The sequence below is a fragment of the Alistipes senegalensis JC50 genome (genome assembly GCF_025145645.1).
Lineage (GTDB): Bacteria > Bacteroidota > Bacteroidia > Bacteroidales > Rikenellaceae > Alistipes > Alistipes senegalensis.
The window spans coordinates 1,475,595-1,495,585 of sequence record NZ_CP102252.1 but is presented as its reverse complement, the minus strand read 5'-3'; the positions used below and the strand labels follow the sequence as shown (position 1 = coordinate 1,495,585).

At 61.8% G+C, this 19,991-nt stretch carries 19 protein-coding genes; 7 read left to right on the top strand and 12 right to left on the bottom strand.

The features are described 5' to 3' along the window. Positions 1 to 54: 54 nt before the first annotated feature. Both NQ519_RS05905 and NQ519_RS05900 read left to right on the top strand, forming a co-directional pair. Entirely contained in the window at positions 55 to 1,044 is a 990-nt protein-coding gene (locus tag NQ519_RS05905; protein ID WP_019152090.1) for a polyprenyl synthetase family protein, read from the top strand. A 33-nt stretch (positions 1,045 to 1,077) separates the two neighbouring features. Continuing rightward, positions 1,078 to 2,382, top strand: coding sequence for an MFS transporter (locus NQ519_RS05900; RefSeq protein ID WP_019152091.1), 1,305 nt, complete (start codon positions 1,078 to 1,080; stop codon positions 2,380 to 2,382). Positions 2,383 to 2,512: 130 nt separating this feature from the next. On the opposite strand, the gene rplS is transcribed toward NQ519_RS05900, so the two are convergent. Further along, complete coding sequence (rplS, locus tag NQ519_RS05895) at positions 2,513 to 2,890, bottom strand: 50S ribosomal protein L19 (RefSeq protein WP_019152092.1); 378 nt, start codon at positions 2,888 to 2,890, stop codon at positions 2,513 to 2,515. A 346-nt stretch (positions 2,891 to 3,236) separates the two neighbouring features. Here rplS and surE point away from each other — a divergent pair, with 346 nt between their 5' ends. The 3 genes from surE to NQ519_RS05880 all read left to right on the top strand — a co-directional run bounded on the left by surE (position 3,237) and on the right by NQ519_RS05880 (position 5,727). Continuing rightward, positions 3,237 to 4,007, top strand: coding sequence for a 5'/3'-nucleotidase SurE (gene surE, locus NQ519_RS05890; protein WP_044118857.1), 771 nt, complete (start codon positions 3,237 to 3,239; stop codon positions 4,005 to 4,007). A gap of 105 nt (positions 4,008 to 4,112) precedes the next feature. After that, positions 4,113 to 5,090 (top strand): sensor histidine kinase, encoded by a 978-nt coding sequence (locus NQ519_RS05885; protein ID WP_019152094.1) that lies wholly within the window; start codon positions 4,113 to 4,115, stop codon positions 5,088 to 5,090. A gap of 1 nt (position 5,091) precedes the next feature. After that, positions 5,092 to 5,727 (top strand): response regulator, encoded by a 636-nt coding sequence (locus NQ519_RS05880; RefSeq protein WP_019152095.1) that lies wholly within the window; start codon positions 5,092 to 5,094, stop codon positions 5,725 to 5,727. 134 nt (positions 5,728 to 5,861) lie between these two features. Here the strand turns inward: NQ519_RS05880 and cls are convergent, their stop codons facing one another. Then, the gene (gene cls / locus NQ519_RS05875; RefSeq protein ID WP_019152096.1) at positions 5,862 to 7,277 is read right to left on the bottom strand and encodes a cardiolipin synthase; all 1,416 of its coding nucleotides are present in this window, start codon (positions 7,275 to 7,277) and stop codon (positions 5,862 to 5,864) included. Positions 7,278 to 7,326: 49 nt separating this feature from the next. Further along, the gene (locus tag NQ519_RS05870; protein WP_019152097.1) at positions 7,327 to 8,337 is read right to left on the bottom strand and encodes a DUF4837 family protein; all 1,011 of its coding nucleotides are present in this window, start codon (positions 8,335 to 8,337) and stop codon (positions 7,327 to 7,329) included. 118 nt (positions 8,338 to 8,455) lie between these two features. On the opposite strand from NQ519_RS05870, the gene NQ519_RS05865 reads away from it, so the two are divergent. Beyond that, positions 8,456 to 9,028, top strand: coding sequence for a polysaccharide deacetylase family protein (locus tag NQ519_RS05865; RefSeq protein WP_044118858.1), 573 nt, complete (start codon positions 8,456 to 8,458; stop codon positions 9,026 to 9,028). A 181-nt stretch (positions 9,029 to 9,209) separates the two neighbouring features. Next, the gene (gene efp / locus NQ519_RS05860; RefSeq protein ID WP_019152099.1) at positions 9,210 to 9,797 is read left to right on the top strand and encodes an elongation factor P; all 588 of its coding nucleotides are present in this window, start codon (positions 9,210 to 9,212) and stop codon (positions 9,795 to 9,797) included. A gap of 66 nt (positions 9,798 to 9,863) precedes the next feature. Here efp and NQ519_RS05855 read toward each other — a convergent pair whose 3' ends face one another. The 9 genes from NQ519_RS05855 to NQ519_RS05815 all read right to left on the bottom strand — a co-directional run bounded on the left by NQ519_RS05855 (position 9,864) and on the right by NQ519_RS05815 (position 19,965). Further along, the gene (locus NQ519_RS05855; protein ID WP_019152100.1) at positions 9,864 to 11,771 is read right to left on the bottom strand and encodes a DUF4139 domain-containing protein; all 1,908 of its coding nucleotides are present in this window, start codon (positions 11,769 to 11,771) and stop codon (positions 9,864 to 9,866) included. 23 nt (positions 11,772 to 11,794) lie between these two features. Continuing rightward, on the bottom strand, positions 11,795 to 13,090 hold the full coding sequence (argH, locus tag NQ519_RS05850) for an argininosuccinate lyase (RefSeq protein WP_019152101.1): 1,296 nt from the start codon (positions 13,088 to 13,090) through the stop codon (positions 11,795 to 11,797). Next, positions 13,071 to 14,147, bottom strand: a complete 1,077-nt coding sequence (locus tag NQ519_RS05845; protein ID WP_019152102.1) for a M20 family metallo-hydrolase — start codon at positions 14,145 to 14,147, stop codon at positions 13,071 to 13,073. The genes argH and NQ519_RS05845 overlap by 20 nt, the downstream gene beginning before the upstream one ends. A 21-nt stretch (positions 14,148 to 14,168) precedes the next feature. Further along, positions 14,169 to 14,942 (bottom strand): acetylglutamate kinase, encoded by a 774-nt coding sequence (gene argB / locus NQ519_RS05840; protein WP_019152103.1) that lies wholly within the window; start codon positions 14,940 to 14,942, stop codon positions 14,169 to 14,171. Further along, positions 14,942 to 15,898 (bottom strand): Rossmann-fold NAD(P)-binding domain-containing protein, encoded by a 957-nt coding sequence (locus tag NQ519_RS05835; RefSeq protein ID WP_019152104.1) that lies wholly within the window; start codon positions 15,896 to 15,898, stop codon positions 14,942 to 14,944. Before NQ519_RS05835 ends, argB begins: the two co-directional genes overlap by 1 nt. A 133-nt stretch (positions 15,899 to 16,031) precedes the next feature. After that, positions 16,032 to 17,156, bottom strand: a complete 1,125-nt coding sequence (locus NQ519_RS05830) for an aspartate aminotransferase family protein (protein ID WP_019152105.1) — start codon at positions 17,154 to 17,156, stop codon at positions 16,032 to 16,034. Between the two features lies 1 nt (position 17,157). Beyond that, positions 17,158 to 18,120 (bottom strand): N-acetyl-gamma-glutamyl-phosphate reductase, encoded by a 963-nt coding sequence (argC, locus tag NQ519_RS05825; RefSeq protein WP_019152106.1) that lies wholly within the window; start codon positions 18,118 to 18,120, stop codon positions 17,158 to 17,160. Further along, positions 18,117 to 19,328: an argininosuccinate synthase gene (gene argG / locus NQ519_RS05820; RefSeq protein WP_019152107.1), complete on the bottom strand. Its 1,212-nt coding sequence runs from the start codon at positions 19,326 to 19,328 to the stop codon at positions 18,117 to 18,119. Before argG ends, argC begins: the two co-directional genes overlap by 4 nt. A 16-nt stretch (positions 19,329 to 19,344) precedes the next feature. Then, positions 19,345 to 19,965 (bottom strand): GNAT family N-acetyltransferase, encoded by a 621-nt coding sequence (locus tag NQ519_RS05815; RefSeq protein WP_019152108.1) that lies wholly within the window; start codon positions 19,963 to 19,965, stop codon positions 19,345 to 19,347. Between the last annotated feature and the right edge of the window lie 26 nt (positions 19,966 to 19,991).

Here is a 19,991-nt window from a genome sequence, read left to right as displayed (position 1 = left end):
AAAAAATAGTTACTCCCCGAGCCGGGATTCCGAAAAATCACTATCTTTGCGGATATGATTACACTCGAAGACATTCACAAACCCGTGACTGCCGAGCTGGAAGCCTTCGACGATTTCGTCGAACGCCAGTTCACGGCCGAGGGGGAGTTGCTTTCCGATATGCTGCGCTACGCCCTTTCCACACGCGGAAAAGGCATCCGCCCCATGCTGGTAATGCTTTCGGCGGCGATGAATGCACCGGTGAAGGGGGCTTCGATGGGACGCCGGGCCTGTCTGGCCGCCATGCTGGTCGAAATGATCCATGTGGCGTCGCTGATCCACGACGATGTGATCGACGAATCCGACATGCGCCGCGGGAAACCCTCGGCCAACGCCCGCTGGCAGTCGCATAAGGCCGTGATCCTGGGCGACTACATCCTCGCCAAGAACATGAACATCGGCTTGCAGAGCGGCCAGTTCGATCTGGTGACCCACGTCTGCGGCTCGATGGCGGCGCTGTGCGAAGGCGAGGTTTTGCAGGACGACTGCGCCCGGAACCGCACGATGACCCGTCAGGCTTATCTCGACATCATATATAAGAAGACCGCCAGCCTGTTGGGCGTCAGCGCCTCGGCCGGAGCGCTGGCCGTGGGGGCCACGCGCGACAAGGTCGCCACGATGCGCCGTTTCGGCGAGGCCGTGGGCATGGCTTTCCAGATTCAGGACGACATTCTCGACTACACCCCCTCTGCGCATACGGGCAAACCCGCCAACAACGACCTGCGCGAAGGCAAGATCACCCTGCCGCTGCTCTCGGTGCTCGACCGGGCTTCGGAGGAGCGCCGCGCCGACCTGCTGGCCCGGCTGGCGCGCTGTCACGAGGACGACGAGGCGGTGGAATACCTGCGCTCGACGGTCGAGAACGAAGGCGGCCTGACTTTCGCCGCCGAGGTGATGCAGGGCTACATCACGCGGGCCGTGGAGATGCTCGCCGACTACGAGGATTCCGAATACCGCTCGGCGCTGGTCAACCTCTGCGCCTACATCGCCGAACGGGACCGCTGATACGATGAAACTTATTAACCTAAATTGATAAAAATGGAGACAAAAAAACAAAACTATGTTTTGCCGATCGTCGTGATGATCTTCCTCTTCGGTATGATTTCGTTCGTGACGAATCTGGCTTCGCCGATGGGTGACATTCTGAAGTATCAGTTCAACGTCCCGAACTGGATGGGTACGCTGGGCGTATTCGCCAACTTCATCGCCTATGCCATCATGGGTTATCCCGCCGGCAACATGCTTCAGAAGTACGGCTACAAGAAGACCGCGTTGGTCGCCATCGCCGTCGGTTTCATCGGTGTCGGCATCCAGACGCTGTCCGGCAGCGCCCAGAGCTTCGGCGTCTACCTGCTGGGCGCATTCATCGCAGGTTTCTCCATGTGTCTGCTCAACACGGTCGTCAACCCCATGCTGAACAAGCTCGGCGGCGGCGGCAACAAGGGCAACCAGCTGATCCAGGCCGGCGGTTCGTTCAACTCGCTGTGCGGTACGGCCGTGATCATCCTGACGGGCCTGCTGATTCCGGAGGGCATCAAGAACGCGCAGATCAGCAACGTGTTCCCGCTGATGTACGCCGCGCTGGCCATCTTCGCGTTCGCGTTCATCGTGATCAGCCTGACGAAGATTCCGGAGACCAACAAGGAGGCCGGCGTGAAGACGGCCGAGGCTTCGAAATACGGCCCGCTGTCGTTCCGTCACTTCATGCTGGGCGCAATCGCCATCTTCGTGTACGTAGGTATCGAGGTGGGTATCCCCAACGTGTTGCAGAAGTGGTTGCAGAATCCCGACCTGAACGTGCTGGGCAGCGGCGTGAATGCCGAGGCCGTCGCCGGATCGGTTGCCGCGACCTATTGGTTCCTGATGCTGATCGGCCGTCTGCTGGGCGCCGCCATCGGCAGCAAGGTGTCCGCCAAGAGTATGCTGACGGTCGTTTCCTCCGTAGGTCTGTTGCTTACGCTGGGTGCGATGTTCGCCCCCGAGGTGGCTGTCAACCTGCCCGTCTTCAACGGTTCCGCAGGCTTCGGACTGGTGAACGTTCCCGTCAACGCGGCGCTGCTGGTGCTGATCGGTCTCTGCACTTCGGTCATGTGGGGCGGCATCTTCAACCTCGCCGTCGAAGGGCTGGGCAAATACACCGAGAAGGCTTCGGGTATCTTCATGGCGCTGGTTTGCGGCGGCGGTATCCTGCCCCTGCTCCAGAATGCGATCGTTGACGTTACCGACGGCGGCATGGGCTATCTGACCAGCTACTGGGTGATCGTGATCGCTCTGGCCTACCTGCTCTACTACGCACTCGTGGGCTCGAAGAACGTCAACAAGGACATCCCCGTAACGGAATAATTTTCAGCGGGCGTCTTGCCCGGCTTCGTCCGGCCCGGAGGAGATCCCTCCGGGCCGGATTTTTTCATGCCGGTGCAAAAAACAGGACGGTCCTCTACGGGCCGTCCTGTTTTTCTGCAACCGCTGCGGACTATTTGTCCGTGCGGGCGACACGCTTCTCCTTGATGCGGGCCTTCTTGCCGGTCAGGTCGCGCAGGTAGTAGATACGTGCACGGCGTACGACACCGACCTTGTTGACCTCGATCTTCTCGATGTGGGGCGAGTAGAGGGGGAAGATGCGCTCGACACCCACGCCGCCCGAAATCTTGCGGATGGTGAACATCTTGGTCTTGCCCGAGCCCTTGATCTGGATCACTACGCCGCGGAAACTCTGGATACGCTCCTTGTTACCCTCGACGATCTTGTAGGAGACGGTGATCGTGTCACCGGCCTTGAACGACGGCACGTCGGCGTCCGTCTTCGGCCACATCTGCTCGTTGACGAGCTTGATGATTGCGTCTTTGTTCATTGTTGCAACGAATTTTTGTGTTTCGCATTCGACGTTCCCGCTGCGTTCCGGCTACCATACGGGCCCTTTGCCCGTAATCCCGCGGGAGCCGCGTCCGTCTCCGGCCGCGCCCGCATCCGCCGTACCGCCCAATGAAAGAGGTCGATATACGCCCGATAGGGAGTGCAAATATAGGAAGAATTTTCGGAACGGTGCAACTATTGCATGAAAAAAGCGCGGGATTATTCGTATCTTCGGTGTCGTAACGATCCTTTTGTTTGTCGGGAGGCTTTACCGGACCGCACGCAATCTGGTTTTGAATCCGCCCGGCTTTTTTGTATCTTTGCAGGGAAACGATTTGAAAAAGATGAACGAAAGACTGATACTTGTCACCAACGACGACGGCTACGATTCCAAGGGCCTGGCCGCCGCCGTCGAGGTGGCCCGGAGCTTCGGCCGTGTGGTGGTCGTGGCTCCCGAGACGACGCAGAGCGGCATGAGCCAGGCGATCACGATGTACAATCCCCTCTACCTGCGGCGCGTCCGCGAGGAGGAGGGGCTCGAAATATACGCCTTTTCGGGAACTCCGGTCGATTGCGTGAAGATGGCCTTCGACTACCTGCTGCGCGACGAGCGCGTCGATCTGGTGATCTCGGGCATCAACCACGGCTCCAACTCGGCCGTCAACGTGCTCTATTCCGGAACGATGGGTGCGGCCATCGAGGGCAGTTTCTACGGCTGCCCTTCGGTCGGGCTGTCGCTCGACGACCACCGCGGCGACGCCGATTTCGACGCGGCGGCGGCCTATGGCAAACGGATCGTCGGCGACATCCTCGCCGCGAAGATCGAATTGCCGCTGTGCCTCAATGTGAATGTCCCGGTCGGACGCCCCGAGACGATAAAGGGGATAAAACTCTGCCGCCAGAACCGCGGCTTCTGGCGCGAGGAGTTCTATCGCCACGAAGACCCCCGGGGCCGCGAGTATTTCTGGCTCACGGGCGAATTCGTCAACGGCGAGCCCGGCGCCGAGGACACCGACGAATGGGCCCTGGCGAACAACTACGTGGCGGTGGTCCCCGTGCAGACGGACCTGACCGATTACCGGCAATTGTCGGGCCTCCGGAATGTCTTGAAGTGACCGAAGCGGTCTTTTTTCGAAAAGTTCGTCGGGACATCCGGTCACCGGAGCATTTTTAATTTATAATTCTTAATTTTTCATTATTTTTGTGAAAAATAGCCGCCTATGTTGATCAAGATCCTGCTCGTCATCGCCATCGTCATCCAATGCGTCGCCACGGGCTACGCCCTGCGGCTGGTGCGCACCACCAAGTACAATTCGGTGTGGATTCTTTTCATCGTAGGTTTCTCGCTGCTCTCGGTCGAACGCCTCGTGCAGTTGCTCCTCGCCTCCGGGTTCGAGGTCATTCCGCGCTGGTGGTTCGGCTACCTGGGCATCGTGATCTCGATCTGCCTGTCGATCGGCGTGATGTACGCCCACAAACTCTTCAAATACATCGACCGGCTCAACCGCCAGCGGTCGCTGCTCAACAAGCGCATCCTGACGGCCGTGCTCCGCACCGAGGAGAAGGCCCGGTCGCGTTTCTCGAAGGAGCTCCACGACGGCCTCGGGCCGCTGCTTTCGTCGGCCCGGATGTCGCTCACGGCCCTTTCGCGCGAGGAGCACGACGCCGACCAGCGCGAAATCATCGACAACACGACCTATGTGATCGACGAGGCGATCCGCTCGCTGCGCGAAATCTCGAACAATCTTTCGCCGCACGTGCTCAATGATTTCGGACTGGCGCGCGGCGTGCAGAACTTCATCGACAAGAGCGTGGCGATGCACGACGTGAAGATCCGCTTCACGACCAACCTGCGTTCGGAGCGTTACGACACCGACATCGAGGTCATTCTCTACCGCGTGATCTGCGAGCTGATCAACAATTCGCTCAAACACGCCGCCTGCACGGCCGTCAACCTCTCGCTGGCGCAGAACGGTTCCGAGCTGACGCTCGACTACACGGACAACGGCCGGGGATTCAATCCGCAGGCGATGATGGACTGCGGCATGGGGCTTTCGAACATCGCTTCGCGCATCAATTCGCTGGGCGGGACCTTCGACATCTCCTCGTCCAAGGGCAAGGGCATGCGCGCCGCCATCCGCGTCAATACGCAGCAGGACCCCGCGCCTGCCAAACACCGCAAACGCCGCCGCCGGTAACATGGAACGCCGAATCATACTCGTAGACGACCACTCGCTGTTCCGCAACGGACTGCGGGGACTGCTCGAACGCTGTGCGGAGTGCCGCGTGGTGGGCGAGGCTGCCAGCGGCGAGGAGTTTCTGGCCATGCTGGACGACATCGACGCCGACATCGTATTCATGGATTTCTCCATGCCGGGGCTCGACGGCGCGCAGACGACCGAACGGGCGCTGGCGCGGCGTCCCGACCTGCGGATCATCACCCTTTCGATGTTCGGCGAGGAGAGTTACTATTCGCGGATGGTCGAGGCCGGGGCCCGGGGGTTCCTGCTGAAGGATTCCGACATCGGCGACGTGATCGACGCCATCGAGACGGTGACGGGCGGCGGCAGTTACTTTTCGCCGCAGTTGCTGACTTCGCTGACGGGGCGCATGCGCACGCGCGAGGATGCCGCCGACGAACAGCTCTCGTCGCGTGAACGCGAGATTCTGGTGGCGGTCTGCCGGGGGCTGTCGAATCAGGAGATCGCCGACGAACTCTTCATCTCGAAGCGCACGGTGGACAAGCACCGCGCCAATATCCTCGAAAAGACCGGCTGCAAGAATACCGCTTCGCTGGTGGTCTACGCCATCCGCAACGGCATCGTCGATATTTAGGTTTCGATTCTTACGGGCATTTTTTGCACATCTCTTGCGGGGCCGGGACAGCCGCATGCTTCGGTATGCTCCTGCCCGTTTCACGAAACTCACGAACTGCACCGTGACAATCAAAACCCCGCCTCTCAGGCGGGTTACAGCAGCGGGGAGAAGACCCGCATGAGCGACTCCGCCCAGCGGCGCGGCCGCGGACGGTTGAACCATTCTCCGGGTGTCAGGGCGTGGCAGCGCGTGGCGTCGTCGCGGAACACGGCGTCCATCCGGGCCGTGAATTCCGTGTCGTAGACGAAGGCGTTGATCTCGAAGTTGTGTTCGAAGCTGCGGAAATCCATGTTCGCCGAGCCGATCACGGTCAGCGTGTCGTCGATAATCAGCAGTTTGGAGTGCAGGAATCCGGGTTTGTAGAAGAGAATCTTCACGCCGGCTTTCATCATGTCGTCGAGGTAGGAGTGCGACGCCAGGTCCACGATCTTCGAGTCGGAGCGGGCCGGGAGCATCAGCCGTACGTCCACACCGGCCAGCGCCGCCACTTGCAGCGCCGTGTTCAGCACGTCCGAGGGGAGGTAGTAGGGGGTTTGTATCCAGATTCGCCGCCGGGCGTTCGAAACGGCATAGCTGTCGGCCTGCAACAGCGCCCGCCATTGGCCGAAGGGGCCGCTGGGAACGATTTGGAGGATGTTCTCCGCATGGCGTTCCGACTGGGGGAAATAGGCCGCGCCCGTTATGTGCTGTTTGGTGGTCGCCGACCAGTCGCTCAGGAACGACACCTGGAGTCCCGCCGCGCCGCTGCCCTCGATCCGGAAATGGGTGTCGCGCCACGAACCCCACCCCGTGCCGCGGACATAGCGGTCGGCGACGTTCATGCCGCCGATGAATCCCACGCGGCCGTCGATGACGGCGATCTTGCGGTGGTTGCGGTAGTTGACCTTGCTGGTGAAGAGCGGGAACTTGACGTGCAGGAACGAGAACACCTCGATTCCTTCGCGGCGCATCCCCTCGAAAAAGTCCTTTTTCACGCCGCTGCACCCCACGTCGTCGTAGAGGATGCGCACCTCGACCCCCTGCCGGACCTTCTCCACCAGCGCGTCGCGCAGGCGGCGTCCCGTTTCATCGTCGCAGAAGATGTAGTATTGGATGTGGATGTGGTGTTTCGCCCGGGCGATCTCCGCCAGCAGGGCTTCCATCTTCGAGCGGCCGTCGGTGTAGGGGGTGATGCGGCTGCCGTAGAGCGCGACGGAGTGGGTCGTGCTGTACAGCAGCGCGGCCAGCCGGCGGTGCTCCTCCGGAATTTCGGGCCGCCCGGTGTCACGGGCCTCTTCGAGCTGCATGGTGATGCGTCTGCGCGTGCGGCGGGAGATGATGCGCCGTTTGGAGAGGTTCTGCCCGAAGAAGAAATAGAACACCAGCCCCACGACGGGGGCGAATACGAGTACGATGATCCACGGCAGGGTCTTCAGCGGATTCCGGTTGTCGGTGATGATGACCAGGACGATGCTGAGGATCGTGACCGTATAGAAAACGAGGAACGTATATGTCAGGATCTGCTGCATATTTTCGGTTTCTTCGTTTCATGCGGCGCGTGCGCCGCGGACTCCCGGATCACTCCGCCTGCTTGGGGAAGCGCACCGAGTAGAGCAGGTGTTCGACGCCGCGCATGTAGTTGCGTTTGCGGGGCTTGTTCAGGTCGGGGGCGTAGACGTAGCAGTCGAGCGTGAAGACGCGGTTGGTGGCCGTGTCCACGGTCGAGTAGCTCACGAACGGACCGCCCATGAAGTCGCCGTGCACGTCCCAGAACCCGCGCAGCTCGCACCACAGGCGTCCTTCGAGGCGGAACATGCGGTAGCCGGGTTCGAAAGCGTCCGAAGTGGTCATGTAGGAGCCCTCCGACGGACCGGGAATCAGCGCCGCGAACTTGTTGCGCGCAGCGGTCAGGGCCTCGGCCGAGAGCGATTCCGGACCTTCGTAGGGGTAGGAGTAGACGAAGAATCCCTGGCTGGCGGTGGGGTATTCGTTGCGGGCCCAGACGAAGTTCTCCTTCTCGGCGGCCAGCAGGTATCCCTTCGGAACGCGCATTTCGACGCCGAACGTCTTGCGGACGGCCGCTTCGATGCCGGGGTTGTTGTAGGTTTCGTTGGCCTTGACGGCGCGGTCGCGCTCGGCCTGTTCGAGGACGTGGACGAGTTCCCCGCGGTGCTGCGAGAGGTAATCCACCACGGCCTTGTCGTCGGGTCCCTGAAGCGTCAGCACGATCTGCGGGTCGGCGGTGACATCGTATTGCACGGCCGTCGAGGCCGCTTGCAGCGAGGGATCGACGAGCACTTTGAGGATGTTGCGGTGGTCGGCAACCATGCCCGTGAAACCGCGTTCGGTGACGCGCAGCACGTCGAAGAGCGGTTCGGTCTGGTTCAGGTAGGGCACCGGGGCCGTGAAGATCGCGCGCAGCGAATCTCCGACCTCGCCCGTCCACTCGGCCTGGGGGCATACCACGATCAGCTCGTAGGGCTTTCCCTGCGCGCTTTTTTTCGATTTGTTCAGGGTCTTGAAGGCGTCGCAGCCCGTCACCGAGACGATGACGGCGGCAACCAATGCGATACGGAGGATAGTTTTCATGCTGCGGTCTGAAATTGAATCTACTACAAATATAGATATATTTTTTCCAAATGGCCCGGATTTTCACTATTTTTGCGCCGGCATGCGTTTCAAACCACCGAAAATAATCCGGCGCCTGATGCCGGACCTGATCTGGGAGATCGACGACGAAGACGGGGTGTTCCTCACCTTCGACGACGGCCCCACGCCGGGCGTCACCGAGTGGATACTCTCCACGCTGGACAAGTACGGTGCCAAAGCTACCTTCTTCGTGCTGGGCAAGAACGTCGAGATGTACCCCGACCTCTACAAACGCATCCTCGACGCCGGGCACAAGGTGGGCAACCACACCTACTCGCACCAGAAGGGCTGGGGCATGAGCCTCGAACGCTATACGGAAGATGTGGATTTCGCCAACGACCTGATCCACAGCGAGCTGTTCCGCCCGCCCTATGCGCGCATCACGCCGGCGCAGGCGCGTTTTCTGGGCCAGCGCTACAAGCTGGTGATGTGGGACATCATCTCGCGCGACTACAACCGCCGCCTTTCGCCCCGCACCTGTTTGAAGAACGTCACGAAGTACCTCGCGCCGGGCGCCATCGTGGTGTTCCACGACAGCGAAAAGGCTTTCCGCAACATGCGCTACGCGCTGCCCCGCACGCTGGAGAAGATCCGGCAGATGGGCCTCAAATGCAAGGCGATAGAGCTTTGAACGCGTTCTGCGGGCGTTTGCGTCGGGCCGTGGCCCCGGGAATAGGAATTTCCGGATTTTTTTCGTAACTTCGCGCCGCGGAAAAGCAACGATTTCGATAAGCCGGGTGCAATCGGGCTTGCACGAATTGCCGAGGCGAGAAATGGTGCATGAAAATGAACAATTATAAACCATATTTCCTATGACAATTACAGCAGCTGACATCAAGATCGGCATGTGTATCGAAATGGACGGCAAGACGTTCCTTGTGGTCGATTTCCAGCACTGCAAACCGGGCAAGGGCCCTGCCTTCGTCCGTTCGAAACTCAAAAACCTGGAAAACGGCCGCGTGCTGGAAAACACCTTTTCGTCGGTGAGCCAGAAGATCGAGCAGGTGCGCGTCGAGCGCCGTCCCTATCAGTTCACCTACGAGGACGACCTGGGCGCTCATTTCATGCACACCGAAACCTTCGAGGAGATCAACATCGACCGGAACCTGATCAACAACTACGACCTGATCACCGACGGACAGATCGTCGAGGTGATGTTCCACACCGAGAAGGAGGCCGTTCTTTCGGCCGAGCTTCCTCCGATCGTCGATATGGAGGTGATCTACACCGAGCCGGGCATCAAGGGCGACACGGCTTCGACCAACTCGCTGAAACCCGCGACGGTGAATTCCGCGACGGCTAAGGACGGCGCCACGATCCGCGTGCCGCTGTTCATCAACACGGGCGACAAGATCCGCGTTGACACCCGCACCCGCGAGTATTACGAGCGCATCAAATAAGCGAATCGCGGCTTCGAAAAAAGGGAGGACTGTGCAGTCCTCCCTTTTCGTTTCCCTCTCTCCGGGTCATTCGATCGTCAGGCTCCGGCCCTTGGGGTATTTCACCGCATAGCGCAGCCGCAGTTCGCGCTGTTCGCCGGGTTTCAGCTCCAGCCGCCAGGTGACCGTTCCGGTGTTTTTGTCCGGCGTTCCGCCGCTCAGCTCCTCTTCAGCGACAGTGATCGAGCTGTTGCGCGACACGGGCAGCTGGTCCGTGAGTATCAGCGTCACGGGCTCCGTGCGGGTGTTGCGGACGGCGAGTTTCCATCCCATGCTCTGAGTCTGGTTCGATCCGATGGCCCGGCGCGCCGAGTAGTCGCTCTCCTTCGTGCGTTCGATGCGGATGCCCCGGTCGCGGCCCATCGAGAAGCGGAGCGTGTCGCCGGCTTCCCGGGGGCTGAGGATGCTCTTGCCCACGAACGTGTTTTCGAAATAGACGTTGGCTTCGCCCTCCAGCAGGTTGAGTTTCGCCCAGTCGGTGGCCTCCGCCACGAGGAAGGCGTCCTTGTCGATCTTCGGCGTCGATCGGTAGGTGTATGTCGCCGGGAGCCGGTAGCGTCCGATCTCGGCCGCCACGCTCTTGCCGTCGGAGGGGATGGTGTAGGGCTGTCTGATCTCGAATTCGTAGCCCAGCTGAGTCTGGGTCTGCTCCACCTCCATCGCTTCGCTCTCTTCGGCGAGCTCTATGAACTCCGCTTCCATCGCCGGGGCTGCTTTGCCGCGCACCCGCACTCCTGCTGCCTTGCCGCTGAGAGCCGCGGATGGTGCGCTTCCGTATGCCGTGACGACAACTTCGTCCAACCGTGCGTTATCCTCCTGCATCACGACGTTCATCGTGCTGCCCGCGATGGCGCGGGTCTGGGACTTGTAGCCGATGTAGTTGAATTGCAGGCTCGAAGCTCCGTCGGGCACGGTGACCGAATAACGCCCCTGCGCGTCGGTCGAAGTCCCGACGGTGGTGCCCGGGACGAGGACGCTGGCGCCTATGAGCGGTTCGCGCTGTTCGTCGAATACCGTTCCCGACACGGTGTTGCCCGTCAGGTCGGAGGCGTAGCGGGGCGGCGTCGTTCCGTAGTCGAGCCACCAGGTTTTCAGCTGCGGGGCGATGTTTCCCGTCGTGGGGTTCGACGAAGAGAGCGTCAGCCCGACGTTCTTCCACTCCTCCCGGGTGTTCTGGAAAATATTGGCCTTGTAGGAGATCTCCACGGGCTCCGACAATCCGCCCGAGCGGATGTCGTAGGAGGGGAACCACCCGGCGTTGCGGACGTAGTAGGTTAGCGTGAAGGCTCCCTTGCAGGCCGCCGGAGCCTCGATCCGCACCTCCACCTCGCTCATCGGCGCCGACTGTCTGCCGCCCAGCTGGGCCAGGTCGGCGAGCACCTGCCGTTCGCGTTCGCCCAGCACTTTCGTCCGCCCGTCCAGTTCGAGCGTCCGGCGTTTGAGCTCCTGCATCCGGGAGGCGTAATATTCGTTGAGCTCCTTGATGGCCGCCAGCGGCGTCGCCGCATTGCGGTTGCCCACCGAACAGTTGACCTTCAGCAGATCGGTTTCCGCGTCGATCACCTCGCGTGCGGCTTTCTGCTGCTGCTGTTCGAGCCGGATTCGGGCGAGTTCCTGCTCCAACGCCTTTTGCCGGGCCGAGCGTTCGAGGCTGTCCGTATGGTTGAAGAGTCGGTTGACGGCCGTCACGGTGAATCGCCCCTTGGCGGCGACCTGCATGCTCTTGTCGTCGAGGTAGGGCGAGAGCCCCGTGAATACGAGCGTCGAGTTGCCGGCCGGCAGGTCGATCTGCTTGGTGCGCGTCACCTGCGCCCCGTCGATGAAGAGGGTGACCTTTTCGACGGAGGTCTTCACCTTCGTCTGCCCCGATGCCGGAGCGACGGCCGCCGCGCAGATGCTCAGCAGCAGCCATGCGATGCAATTCAGACGTGTCATAACATGGTCCGTTTGGATTGGTTTCAGACGAATTCTTCCAGCACGCGTTCCATCTTCTGCCGGATTTCGGCGGTGCAGAGGTTGCCGATGCTGCCTTCGTGGGTGTGGTGCACCTCGCGGGTGGGGGTGTATGCGCCCTTTTGCACGGCCATGCCCACCTCCTTGTAGGCTTCGCGGAAGGGCGTGCCCTGCAACACCAGCCGGTTGACATCCTCCACCGTGAAGAGGTAGTCGTATTTCCGGTCGTCGAGGATGTGCTCGTTGACGCGCAGGTGCGCCAGCATGAAGTCGCACATCCGGAGCGTCCGTTTGATCTCGGTCGTCGCCGGGAAGAGGATGTCCTTCATCAGTTGCAGATCGCGGTGGTAGCCCACCGGGAGGTTGGTCGTCAGCAGCGCGATTTCGTTGGGCACCGATTGCAGGCGGTTGCAGCGTCCGCGCATAATCTCGAAAACGTCGGGATTCTTCTTGTGGGGCATGATGCTCGACCCGGTGGTCAGCTCGTCGGGCAGCGAGATGAAGCCGAAGTTCTGGCTCATGAACAGGCAGGCGTCCATCGCCAGCCGGCCGATCGTCGCGGCTACGGCGGCGATGGCGGCCGCTGCGGCGCGTTCGCTCTTGCCGCGGCTCATCTGCGCCGCCACGACGTTGTAGTGCAGGGCCTCGAATCCCAGCAGGCGGGTGGTCATCGTGCGGTCGAGCGGGAACGACGAGCCGTATCCGGCGGCCGATCCCAGCGGGTTCTGATTGGCGATGTGCCACGCCGCGGCCAACAGGCGCATGTCGTCGATGAGCGTCTCGGCATAGGCCCCGAACCACAGTCCGAACGACGAGGGCATGGCGATTTGCAGGTGGGTGTAGCCCGGCATCAGCACCGCTTTGTAGCGTTCGCTGAGCTCTTGCAGCCGGTCGAAGACTACCTTCACGGCGTCGGCCGTCTGCCGCAGCTCGTCGCGCAGGAACAGTTTGAGGTCCACCAGCACCTGATCGTTGCGCGAACGGCCCGAATGGATCTTCTTGCCCGCGTCGCCCAGCCGGCGGGTGAGCATCAGTTCGACCTGCGAATGCACGTCCTCCGTGCCGGGTTCGATCTCGAAGCGTCCGGCTTCGATCTCCGCGGCGATCTCCCGGAGCCCCGCCGTCAGCGTCGAGAGCTCTTCGGCGGTCAGCAGGCCGATCTTCTCCAGCATGGCGATATGGGCCAGCGACCCTTCTACGTCGTAGCGCGCCAGCCGCATGTCCAGTTCGCGGTCGTCGCCCACGGTGTATTCCTCGATCATCTTGTCGGGTTCGAACCCCTTATCCCAAAGTTTTGCCATATTCCAAAGCTAATTTTTCGATGTAGTTTTCGTAGACGGCGATTCCCTCCGCGATCTCCGTCAGAAGCACGAATTCGTCCGCCGTGTGCGAGCGCGACGACTGTCCGGGGCCCATTTTGAGCGACGGAAAGGGCATCAGCGCCATGTCCGATGTCGTGGGCGACACGTAAGAAGTGCGCCCTGCGGCCCGGGCCGCCCGCATCAGCGGATGTTCCGCTCCGAGCGCCGAGGCCCGGATGCGCGTCGAACGGGGCACGGCGTCCGACCGGATGGCCGCCCGCAGGATTTCGACCGTCTCCTCGTTGGTGTAGGCGTCCGTCGTGCGGATGTCCGCGACGAAGCGGCAGGTGTCGGGCACCACATTGTGTTGCGTCCCGGCCTCGATCTGCGTCACCGCGATTCCGACCGGACCCAGCAGCTCCGATTCCCGCTCGAAGCGGAACGAACGCAGCCGCGCGATGTCTTCCAGCGCGATGTAGAGGGCGTTGACCCCCTCGCCGCGGGCCGCATGGCCGCTTTTGCCGTGCGCCGTGCAGTCCAGCACCACCAGCCCCCGTTCTCCTGCGGCGGCCTGCATGCCGGTCGGTTCGCCGACCAGCGCCATGTCGATCCTGCCCAGCGCGGGCAGCAGGGCCCGCATGCCGTGCTCGCCCATGCACTCCTCCTCGGCCGAGACGGCCAGCACGAGGTTGAAAGGCAGCTCCCTCTTCCGGAAGGTCAGGAACGTCTGTATCAGACATACCGCCGAAGCTCCCGCGTCGTTGCTTCCGAGGCCGTAGAGGCGGTCGCCCTCGACCGTCGGCACGAACGGATCGCGGGTGTACGAAGCCGCCGGACGCACCGTGTCGTGGTGCGAGTTCAGAAGCAGCGTCGGACGCGCCGGATCGAATCCCTCCGAACGCACCCAGACGTTGTTCGCAAGCCGTTCGGGCACGGCGCCGTGCTCCGCGAGGTATCCCGCGATCAGCTCCGCGGTGCGTGCTTCGTCGCGCGAGAGCGAGGGCGTTGCGATCAGCCTTTTCAGCAGCTCGACGGCATCTGTGACAGCTTTATCCAATTCTGAATTGTGAATTTTGAATTACGAATTCCGGATCACCGTTCCCGTATCGTTCAGTAAATTGTCCGAATGTTTGATCGTGACGCTCCGCACGCCTTTCTCGATGGCTTTCAGGGCGTTTTCGATCTTGGGGATCATCCCCTTGCTCACCGTTCCGTCCTCCTTGAGCGGGGCGTACGTCGCTGCCGTGATTTCGCGGATCAGCGTCGTGTCGTCCTCCGGGTCGCGCAGGACTCCGGCTTTCTCGAAGCAGAATACCAAGTCCGTCGGGACGATCTGCGCCGCTCCCAGCGCCACGGCCGAAGCCACGCTGTCGGCGTTGCAGTTAAGCAGCGTCCCTTTCCCGTCGTGCATGATGGCCGAGAAGACGGGCGTGATGCCCCCTTCCAGCAGCCGGCGCAGCAGTTCCGAATCCACCCGCTCGATGTCGCCCACGAATCCGTAGTCCACCGGATGCGGATTGCGGCGGCGGGCCGTGACGGCGTTTCCGTCGGCCCCCGACAGTCCGAGGGCGTTGCATCCCGCGGCCTGAAGCCCTGCGACGACCTGCTTGTTGATAAGCCCCGCGTAGACCATCGTCACCACATCCAGCGTTCCTTTGTCGGTGATGCGGCGCCCGTCAACCATCTGCACTTTCAGCTCCAGCCGCTCGGCCAGCCGCGTGGCCAGCTTCCCGCCGCCGTGGATCAGGATTTTCGGACCTTCCAGCGCGGCGAACTCTTTCAGAAAGCGTTTCAGCGCTGCGGGGTTGTCGATGACGTTGCCGCCGATCTTTACGACCGTGATCCGTTCCATCATTTCAGCCCCTCCAACAGTCGTTTGAGCACCACCTGGGCCGATATTTCGCGGTTCGCGGCCTCGGGAATCACCAGCGAACGGGGCGATTCGATCACCTCGTCCGTGACGATCATGTTGCGCCGGACGGGCAGGCAGTGCATGAAGTATGCGTTGTTCGTGAGCGCCATCTTCTCGGTGTCCACCGTCCATGCGCGGTCGCGCGACAGCACCTTGCCGTAGTTGGGGTCCGCATAGGCGGCCCAGTTCTTCGCATAGACGAAGTCGGCGCCTTCGAGGGCCTTGCGCTGGTCGTATTCCACCCGGGCCGTGCCGACGAATTTCGGGTCGAGCTCGTACCCCTCGGGGTGGGTGATGACGAAATCGTAGTCCGCAGCGTTCATCCACTCGGCGAACGAGTTGGGCACGGCCTGCGGCAGGGCGTTGGGGTGCGGGGCCCAGGTCATCACGACCTTCGGGCGCTCCACGGTCTTGTACTCCTCGATGGTGATGAGGTCGGCGAAACTTTGCAGCGGATGGCGCGTCGCGGCCTCCATCGAGAAGACCGGGCGTCCCGAGTAGCGGATGAACTGCTCCAGCACGCGTTCTTCGTAATCCTCGGCCTTGTCCGCGAAGCGCGCGAACGAGCGCACGCCGATCACGTCGCAGTAGGACCCCATCACGGGAATCGCCTCCAGCAGGTGTTCGGCCTTGTCGCCGTCCATCACCACGCCCCGTTCGGTTTCGAGCTTCCAGGCCCCCTGGTTGACATCGAGGACCATGACGTTCATCCCGAGGTTCATGGCGGCCTTCTGGGTCGAGAGCCGCGTGCGGAGGCTCGAATTGAAGAAGAGCATCAGCAGCGTTTTGTTGCGCCCCAGCCCCGTGAACTGGAAGCGGTCGCGCTTGATCTCCTCCGCTTCGGCGACGGCCTGACGCAGGTCGCCTATGTCTTGTACGCAGGTAAATTTATCCATAATAATACGGTCGTTTCAATTTGTTTTTCTGTCCGGGTCTCGTTCCGGTCGGTCGTTGTCGCGGCTTGCAGCCGCGTTCGCAAATCTGACCCACCCCCAAACCCCCGCCTCGGCGGGGGCTTTCGGCTGTCGCCTATGCGAGTACCTCTTTGAATGCCGCCAAAAAGCGCTCCGCCATTTCGTGCGTGAGGCACAGCGCCGGCAGCAGCCGCACGGTCGAGGCTCCCGCCCCGCCGGTGAAGATGTGTTTTTCGAAGAGCAGCCGCTTGCGGAGCTCCGAGCCCGAACCGTCGATCTCGATGCCGATCATCAGGCCGCGTCCGCGCACCTCTTTCAGCCCGTCGATCTTGTGCAGTTCGGACAGCAGGTGTTCGCCGACTTCGGCGGCGTTCTTCACGAGTCCGTCGCGTTCGATCACCTCCAGCACGGCGATCGCCGCCGCGCAGGCCAGGTGGCTGCCTCCGAAGGTGGTTCCCAGCAGTCCCGGACGCGCCTCGAAATGGGGCGCGATCAGCACGCCGCCGATCGGGAATCCGTTGGCCATGCCTTTGGCCGTGGTGATGAGGTCGGGACGGATGCCCGCCGCCTGATGGGCGAAGAACCGCCCCGTGCGGCCGTATCCCGACTGGATTTCGTCCAGTACCAGCTGCGTCCCGGTTTCGGTGGCCGCTTCGCGCAGCCCGCGCAGAAATTCGTCCGTGGGGCAGTGGATGCCCGACACGCCCTGGATGCCCTCGACGATCACCGCCGCGAACTCCCGCGTCGCAAGTTTCTGCCGGGCGGCTTCGAGGTCGTTCAGCGGCGTGAACTCCACGTTGGGGGTGCGGTTGAAGGGCGACTGAATCGCGGGGTTGTCCGTTACGGCGACGGCTCCCGACGTGCGGCCGTGGAAAGCCTTCGAGATGGCCAGCACCTTGCTGCGGCCCGTGTGGAACGACGCCAGTTTCAGGGCGTTTTCATTGGCCTCGGCCCCCGAGTTGCAGAGGAAGAGGCGGTAGTCGTCGTAACCCGAGATGCGCCCGAGTTTTTCGGCGAGTGTCCGTTGGAGCGTGTTCTCCACCGAGTTCGAATAGAACCCGAGGCGTGCGACCTGCTCCTGCACGGCCCGTACGTAGTCGGGCTGCGCATGCCCGATCGAGATCACGGCGTGGCCGCCGTAGAGGTCGAGATACTCGGTGCCCGCCTCGTCGTAGACGAAGCAGCCCCGGCCCCGGACGGGTTCGATCGGATATAGCGAATATACGTTGAATAATTCCATCTTAAAATGCACTTGCTTTGAGTCGCAGGCCCTCCTTCTCGTCGAGCCCGAACATCAGGTTCATGTTCTGCACGGCCTGCCCCGAGGCGCCTTTCAGCAGGTTGTCGATCGCCGAGACGACGTGCACTTTACCGTCGTAGACGGCCGTGTGCAGCAACGCCTTGTTGGTGTTCACCACCTGTTTCAGGTCCACGCCGCAGTCCGTGACACGAGTGAACGCCGCCGGGGCGTAGAAACCGGCGTAGAGCTTCCGTACGGCCTCGCCGTCGAGCGGACACGCCGTGTAGACGCTCGCCAGAATGCCCCGCGTGAAGTCCCCGCGCATCGGCACGAAGTTCACCGCGCGGTCGAACGACGGCTCCAGCAGCCGCAGGTTGCGCCCGATCTCGATCAGGTGCTGGTGCGTGAAAGCCTTGTAGACCGAAATGTTCGACGCCCGCCAGCTGAAATGGGTCGTGGCCGAGGGCTTTACGCCCGCGCCCGTCGATCCGGTGACCGCCGTCACGTGCACCTCGTCCTGCAACAGCCCCGCTGCGGCCAGCGGCAGCAGCGCCAGCTGGATCGCCGTGGCGAAGCACCCGGGGTTGGCGACGCGACGCGCCGTGCGGATGCGCTCGCGGTTCATCTCCGGGAGCCCGTAGACGAAGCCCTCCGACTCGTCGCGGAAATCCTGCGCCAGGTCGATGATCCGCAGCCCCTCGGGAAGCGTCTGCTCCGCCAGCCACGTGCGGCTCTGTCCGTGCGCCGAGCAGAGGAAGACCACGTCGGCGGCCGCGAGGTCGTACTCCGCGCAGAAGCGCATCGACGTCTCGCCCTCCAGCCCCGCGTGTACCTCCGTGAGGAGGTTCCCGGCGTTCGAGGTACTGTGTACGAAGGCGATCTCCACCTGCGGGTGGTTCACCAGCAGACGGATCAGCTCCCCGGCCGTGTATCCGGCCCCTCCGATGATGCCCGCGCGGATCATTGCTCCTTCTTTCCGTTACGTTTCTGGACGTTGTAGTAGATCTTGATCTGGTTGCCGAGGATCTTCGTGAAACCCTTCACGTCATCGGCCGTCCAGGCCTTGTTGACCTCTCCGTACTCTCCGAAGTCGGTCTTCATGAGGTCGTACGTCGACTCCACGCCCACGAGCGTGTAGTTGCGCGGGCGGAGGATCAGCTCCACGGTTCCCGTGACGTTGCGCTGCGAGGAGAGGAGCATGGCCTCGATGTCGCGCATCACGGGCTCGAGGTACTGCGCCTCGTGGAGGAACATTCCGTACCACGTGGCGACCTGATCCTTCCAGTATATCTGCCATTTGGTCAGTGTGTGCTTTTCGAGCATCTTGTGCGCGGCGATGATGAGCATCGGCGCGGCGGCCTCGAATCCCACGCGGCCCTTGATGCCGATAATCGTGTCTCCGATGTGCATGTCGCGGCCGATGCCGAATTTCGAACCGATGGCCTCCACGGCGCGGATGGCCTCGACTTTATCCGCATAGGGTTTGCCGTTGACCGCCGCCAGCTCGCCCTGCTCGAAGGTGAGTTTCAGCCGCTCTTCGCCCTCGGCCGTGATCTGGCTGGGATAAGCCTCTTCGGGAAGCGTCTGCTCCGAATGGAGGGTCTCCTTGCCGCCGATCGAGGTGCCCCACAGCCCCTTGTTGATCGAGTACTCCATCTTCTTGTAGTCGGCCGTGATGCCGTGCTTGCGCAGGTAGTCGATCTCGTATTCGCGCGTCAGGGTCATGTCGCGCGTCGGGGTGATGATCTCGATCTCGGGGGCGAGGATCTGGAATGTCAGGTCGAAGCGCACCTGGTCGTTGCCCGCGCCCGTCGAACCGTGGGCGACGGCGTCGGCGCCGATCTTCTTGGCGTATTCGATGATGGCGATGGCCTGGAAGATTCGCTCCGAGCTCACCGAAATGGGATAGGTTCCGTTGCGCAGGATGTTGCCGAAGACCATGTAGCGGATGCTCTTCTCGTAGTACTCCTGTTCGATGTCGAGCGTGGCGTGGGCCGCGGCGCCGAGTTCCACGGCGCGCCGTTCGATCTTTTCGAGTTCGGGCTTCGAGAATCCGCCCGTGTTGGCGATCGCCGTGTAAACGTCGTACCCCTTCTCCTCGGAGAGGTATTTTACGCAAAACGAGGTGTCCAGACCTCCGCTGAACGCCAGAACCACTTTCTTCTTTTCCATTTTATTTCGGTTTTTACTATTTCAGGTGAAACAACTTCTTTACTTTGTTCCTCAGGAACATCCGGTAGGGCGCCAGGCGCGACTGCTTCGCGGGCGGCTCCTTGGCCGGGTCGTAGAGCATTCCCGTGCAGAGACACATGCGGCGGTTGTTGCGTTGCAGGATGTCGTAGTTGCAGCAGCCTTCGCAGCCGCGCCAGAACTCCTCGTCCTCGGTGAGTTCCGAGAAGGTCACGGGAACGTAGCCCATCCGCGAATTGAGCTTCATGACGGGCAGCGACGTGGTGATACTGAATAACTTGGCAAACGGGAATCGTCGTCGGGCAAGCTCGAACGTTCGTCGTTTGATCTGTTCCGCGAGTCCCATGTGCCGGTACTCCGGATCGACGATCAGTCCCGAGGTGGCGACGAAGTCGCCGTGACCCCAGCACTCGATGTAGCTGAACCCGACCAGTTTTTCACCGTCCAGCGCCACGACGGCCTTGCCACCGGTCATTTTCGCTGCGATGTACTCGGGCGAACGCTTGGCGATGCCCGTGCCCCGCTGCAGGGCCGACTCATAGATCAGTTCGCAGATACGCGGTGCGTAGTGTGCGTGTGACGAGTCGGCGAATACGACGCTGATTGTGTTGTTATTCATTTATCGTTTATGTGGGTAAAAAGTTG

Coding starts and splice junctions, on each gene's coding strand:
- NQ519_RS05885 (WP_019152094.1), top strand. CDS start 4,113: ATGTTGATCAAGATCCTGCTCGTCATCGCCATCGTCATCCAATGCGTC.
- NQ519_RS05905 (WP_019152090.1), top strand. CDS start 55: ATGATTACACTCGAAGACATTCACAAACCCGTGACTGCCGAGCTGGAA.
- NQ519_RS05830 (WP_019152105.1), bottom strand. CDS start 17,156: ATGGAATTATTCAACGTATATTCGCTATATCCGATCGAACCCGTCCGG.
- surE (WP_044118857.1), top strand. CDS start 3,237: ATGAACGAAAGACTGATACTTGTCACCAACGACGACGGCTACGATTCC.
- rplS (WP_019152092.1), bottom strand. CDS start 2,890: ATGAACAAAGACGCAATCATCAAGCTCGTCAACGAGCAGATGTGGCCG.
- NQ519_RS05900 (WP_019152091.1), top strand. CDS start 1,078: ATGGAGACAAAAAAACAAAACTATGTTTTGCCGATCGTCGTGATGATC.
- NQ519_RS05880 (WP_019152095.1), top strand. CDS start 5,092: ATGGAACGCCGAATCATACTCGTAGACGACCACTCGCTGTTCCGCAAC.
- argC (WP_019152106.1), bottom strand. CDS start 18,120: ATGATCCGCGCGGGCATCATCGGAGGGGCCGGATACACGGCCGGGGAG.
- argB (WP_019152103.1), bottom strand. CDS start 14,942: ATGGAACGGATCACGGTCGTAAAGATCGGCGGCAACGTCATCGACAAC.
- NQ519_RS05835 (WP_019152104.1), bottom strand. CDS start 15,898: ATGGATAAATTTACCTGCGTACAAGACATAGGCGACCTGCGTCAGGCC.
- cls (WP_019152096.1), bottom strand. CDS start 7,277: ATGCAGCAGATCCTGACATATACGTTCCTCGTTTTCTATACGGTCACG.
- efp (WP_019152099.1), top strand. CDS start 9,210: ATGACAATTACAGCAGCTGACATCAAGATCGGCATGTGTATCGAAATG.
- NQ519_RS05855 (WP_019152100.1), bottom strand. CDS start 11,771: ATGACACGTCTGAATTGCATCGCATGGCTGCTGCTGAGCATCTGCGCG.
- argG (WP_019152107.1), bottom strand. CDS start 19,328: ATGGAAAAGAAGAAAGTGGTTCTGGCGTTCAGCGGAGGTCTGGACACC.
- argH (WP_019152101.1), bottom strand. CDS start 13,090: ATGGCAAAACTTTGGGATAAGGGGTTCGAACCCGACAAGATGATCGAG.
- NQ519_RS05870 (WP_019152097.1), bottom strand. CDS start 8,337: ATGAAAACTATCCTCCGTATCGCATTGGTTGCCGCCGTCATCGTCTCG.
- NQ519_RS05865 (WP_044118858.1), top strand. CDS start 8,456: ATGCCGGACCTGATCTGGGAGATCGACGACGAAGACGGGGTGTTCCTC.
- NQ519_RS05815 (WP_019152108.1), bottom strand. CDS start 19,965: ATGAATAACAACACAATCAGCGTCGTATTCGCCGACTCGTCACACGCA.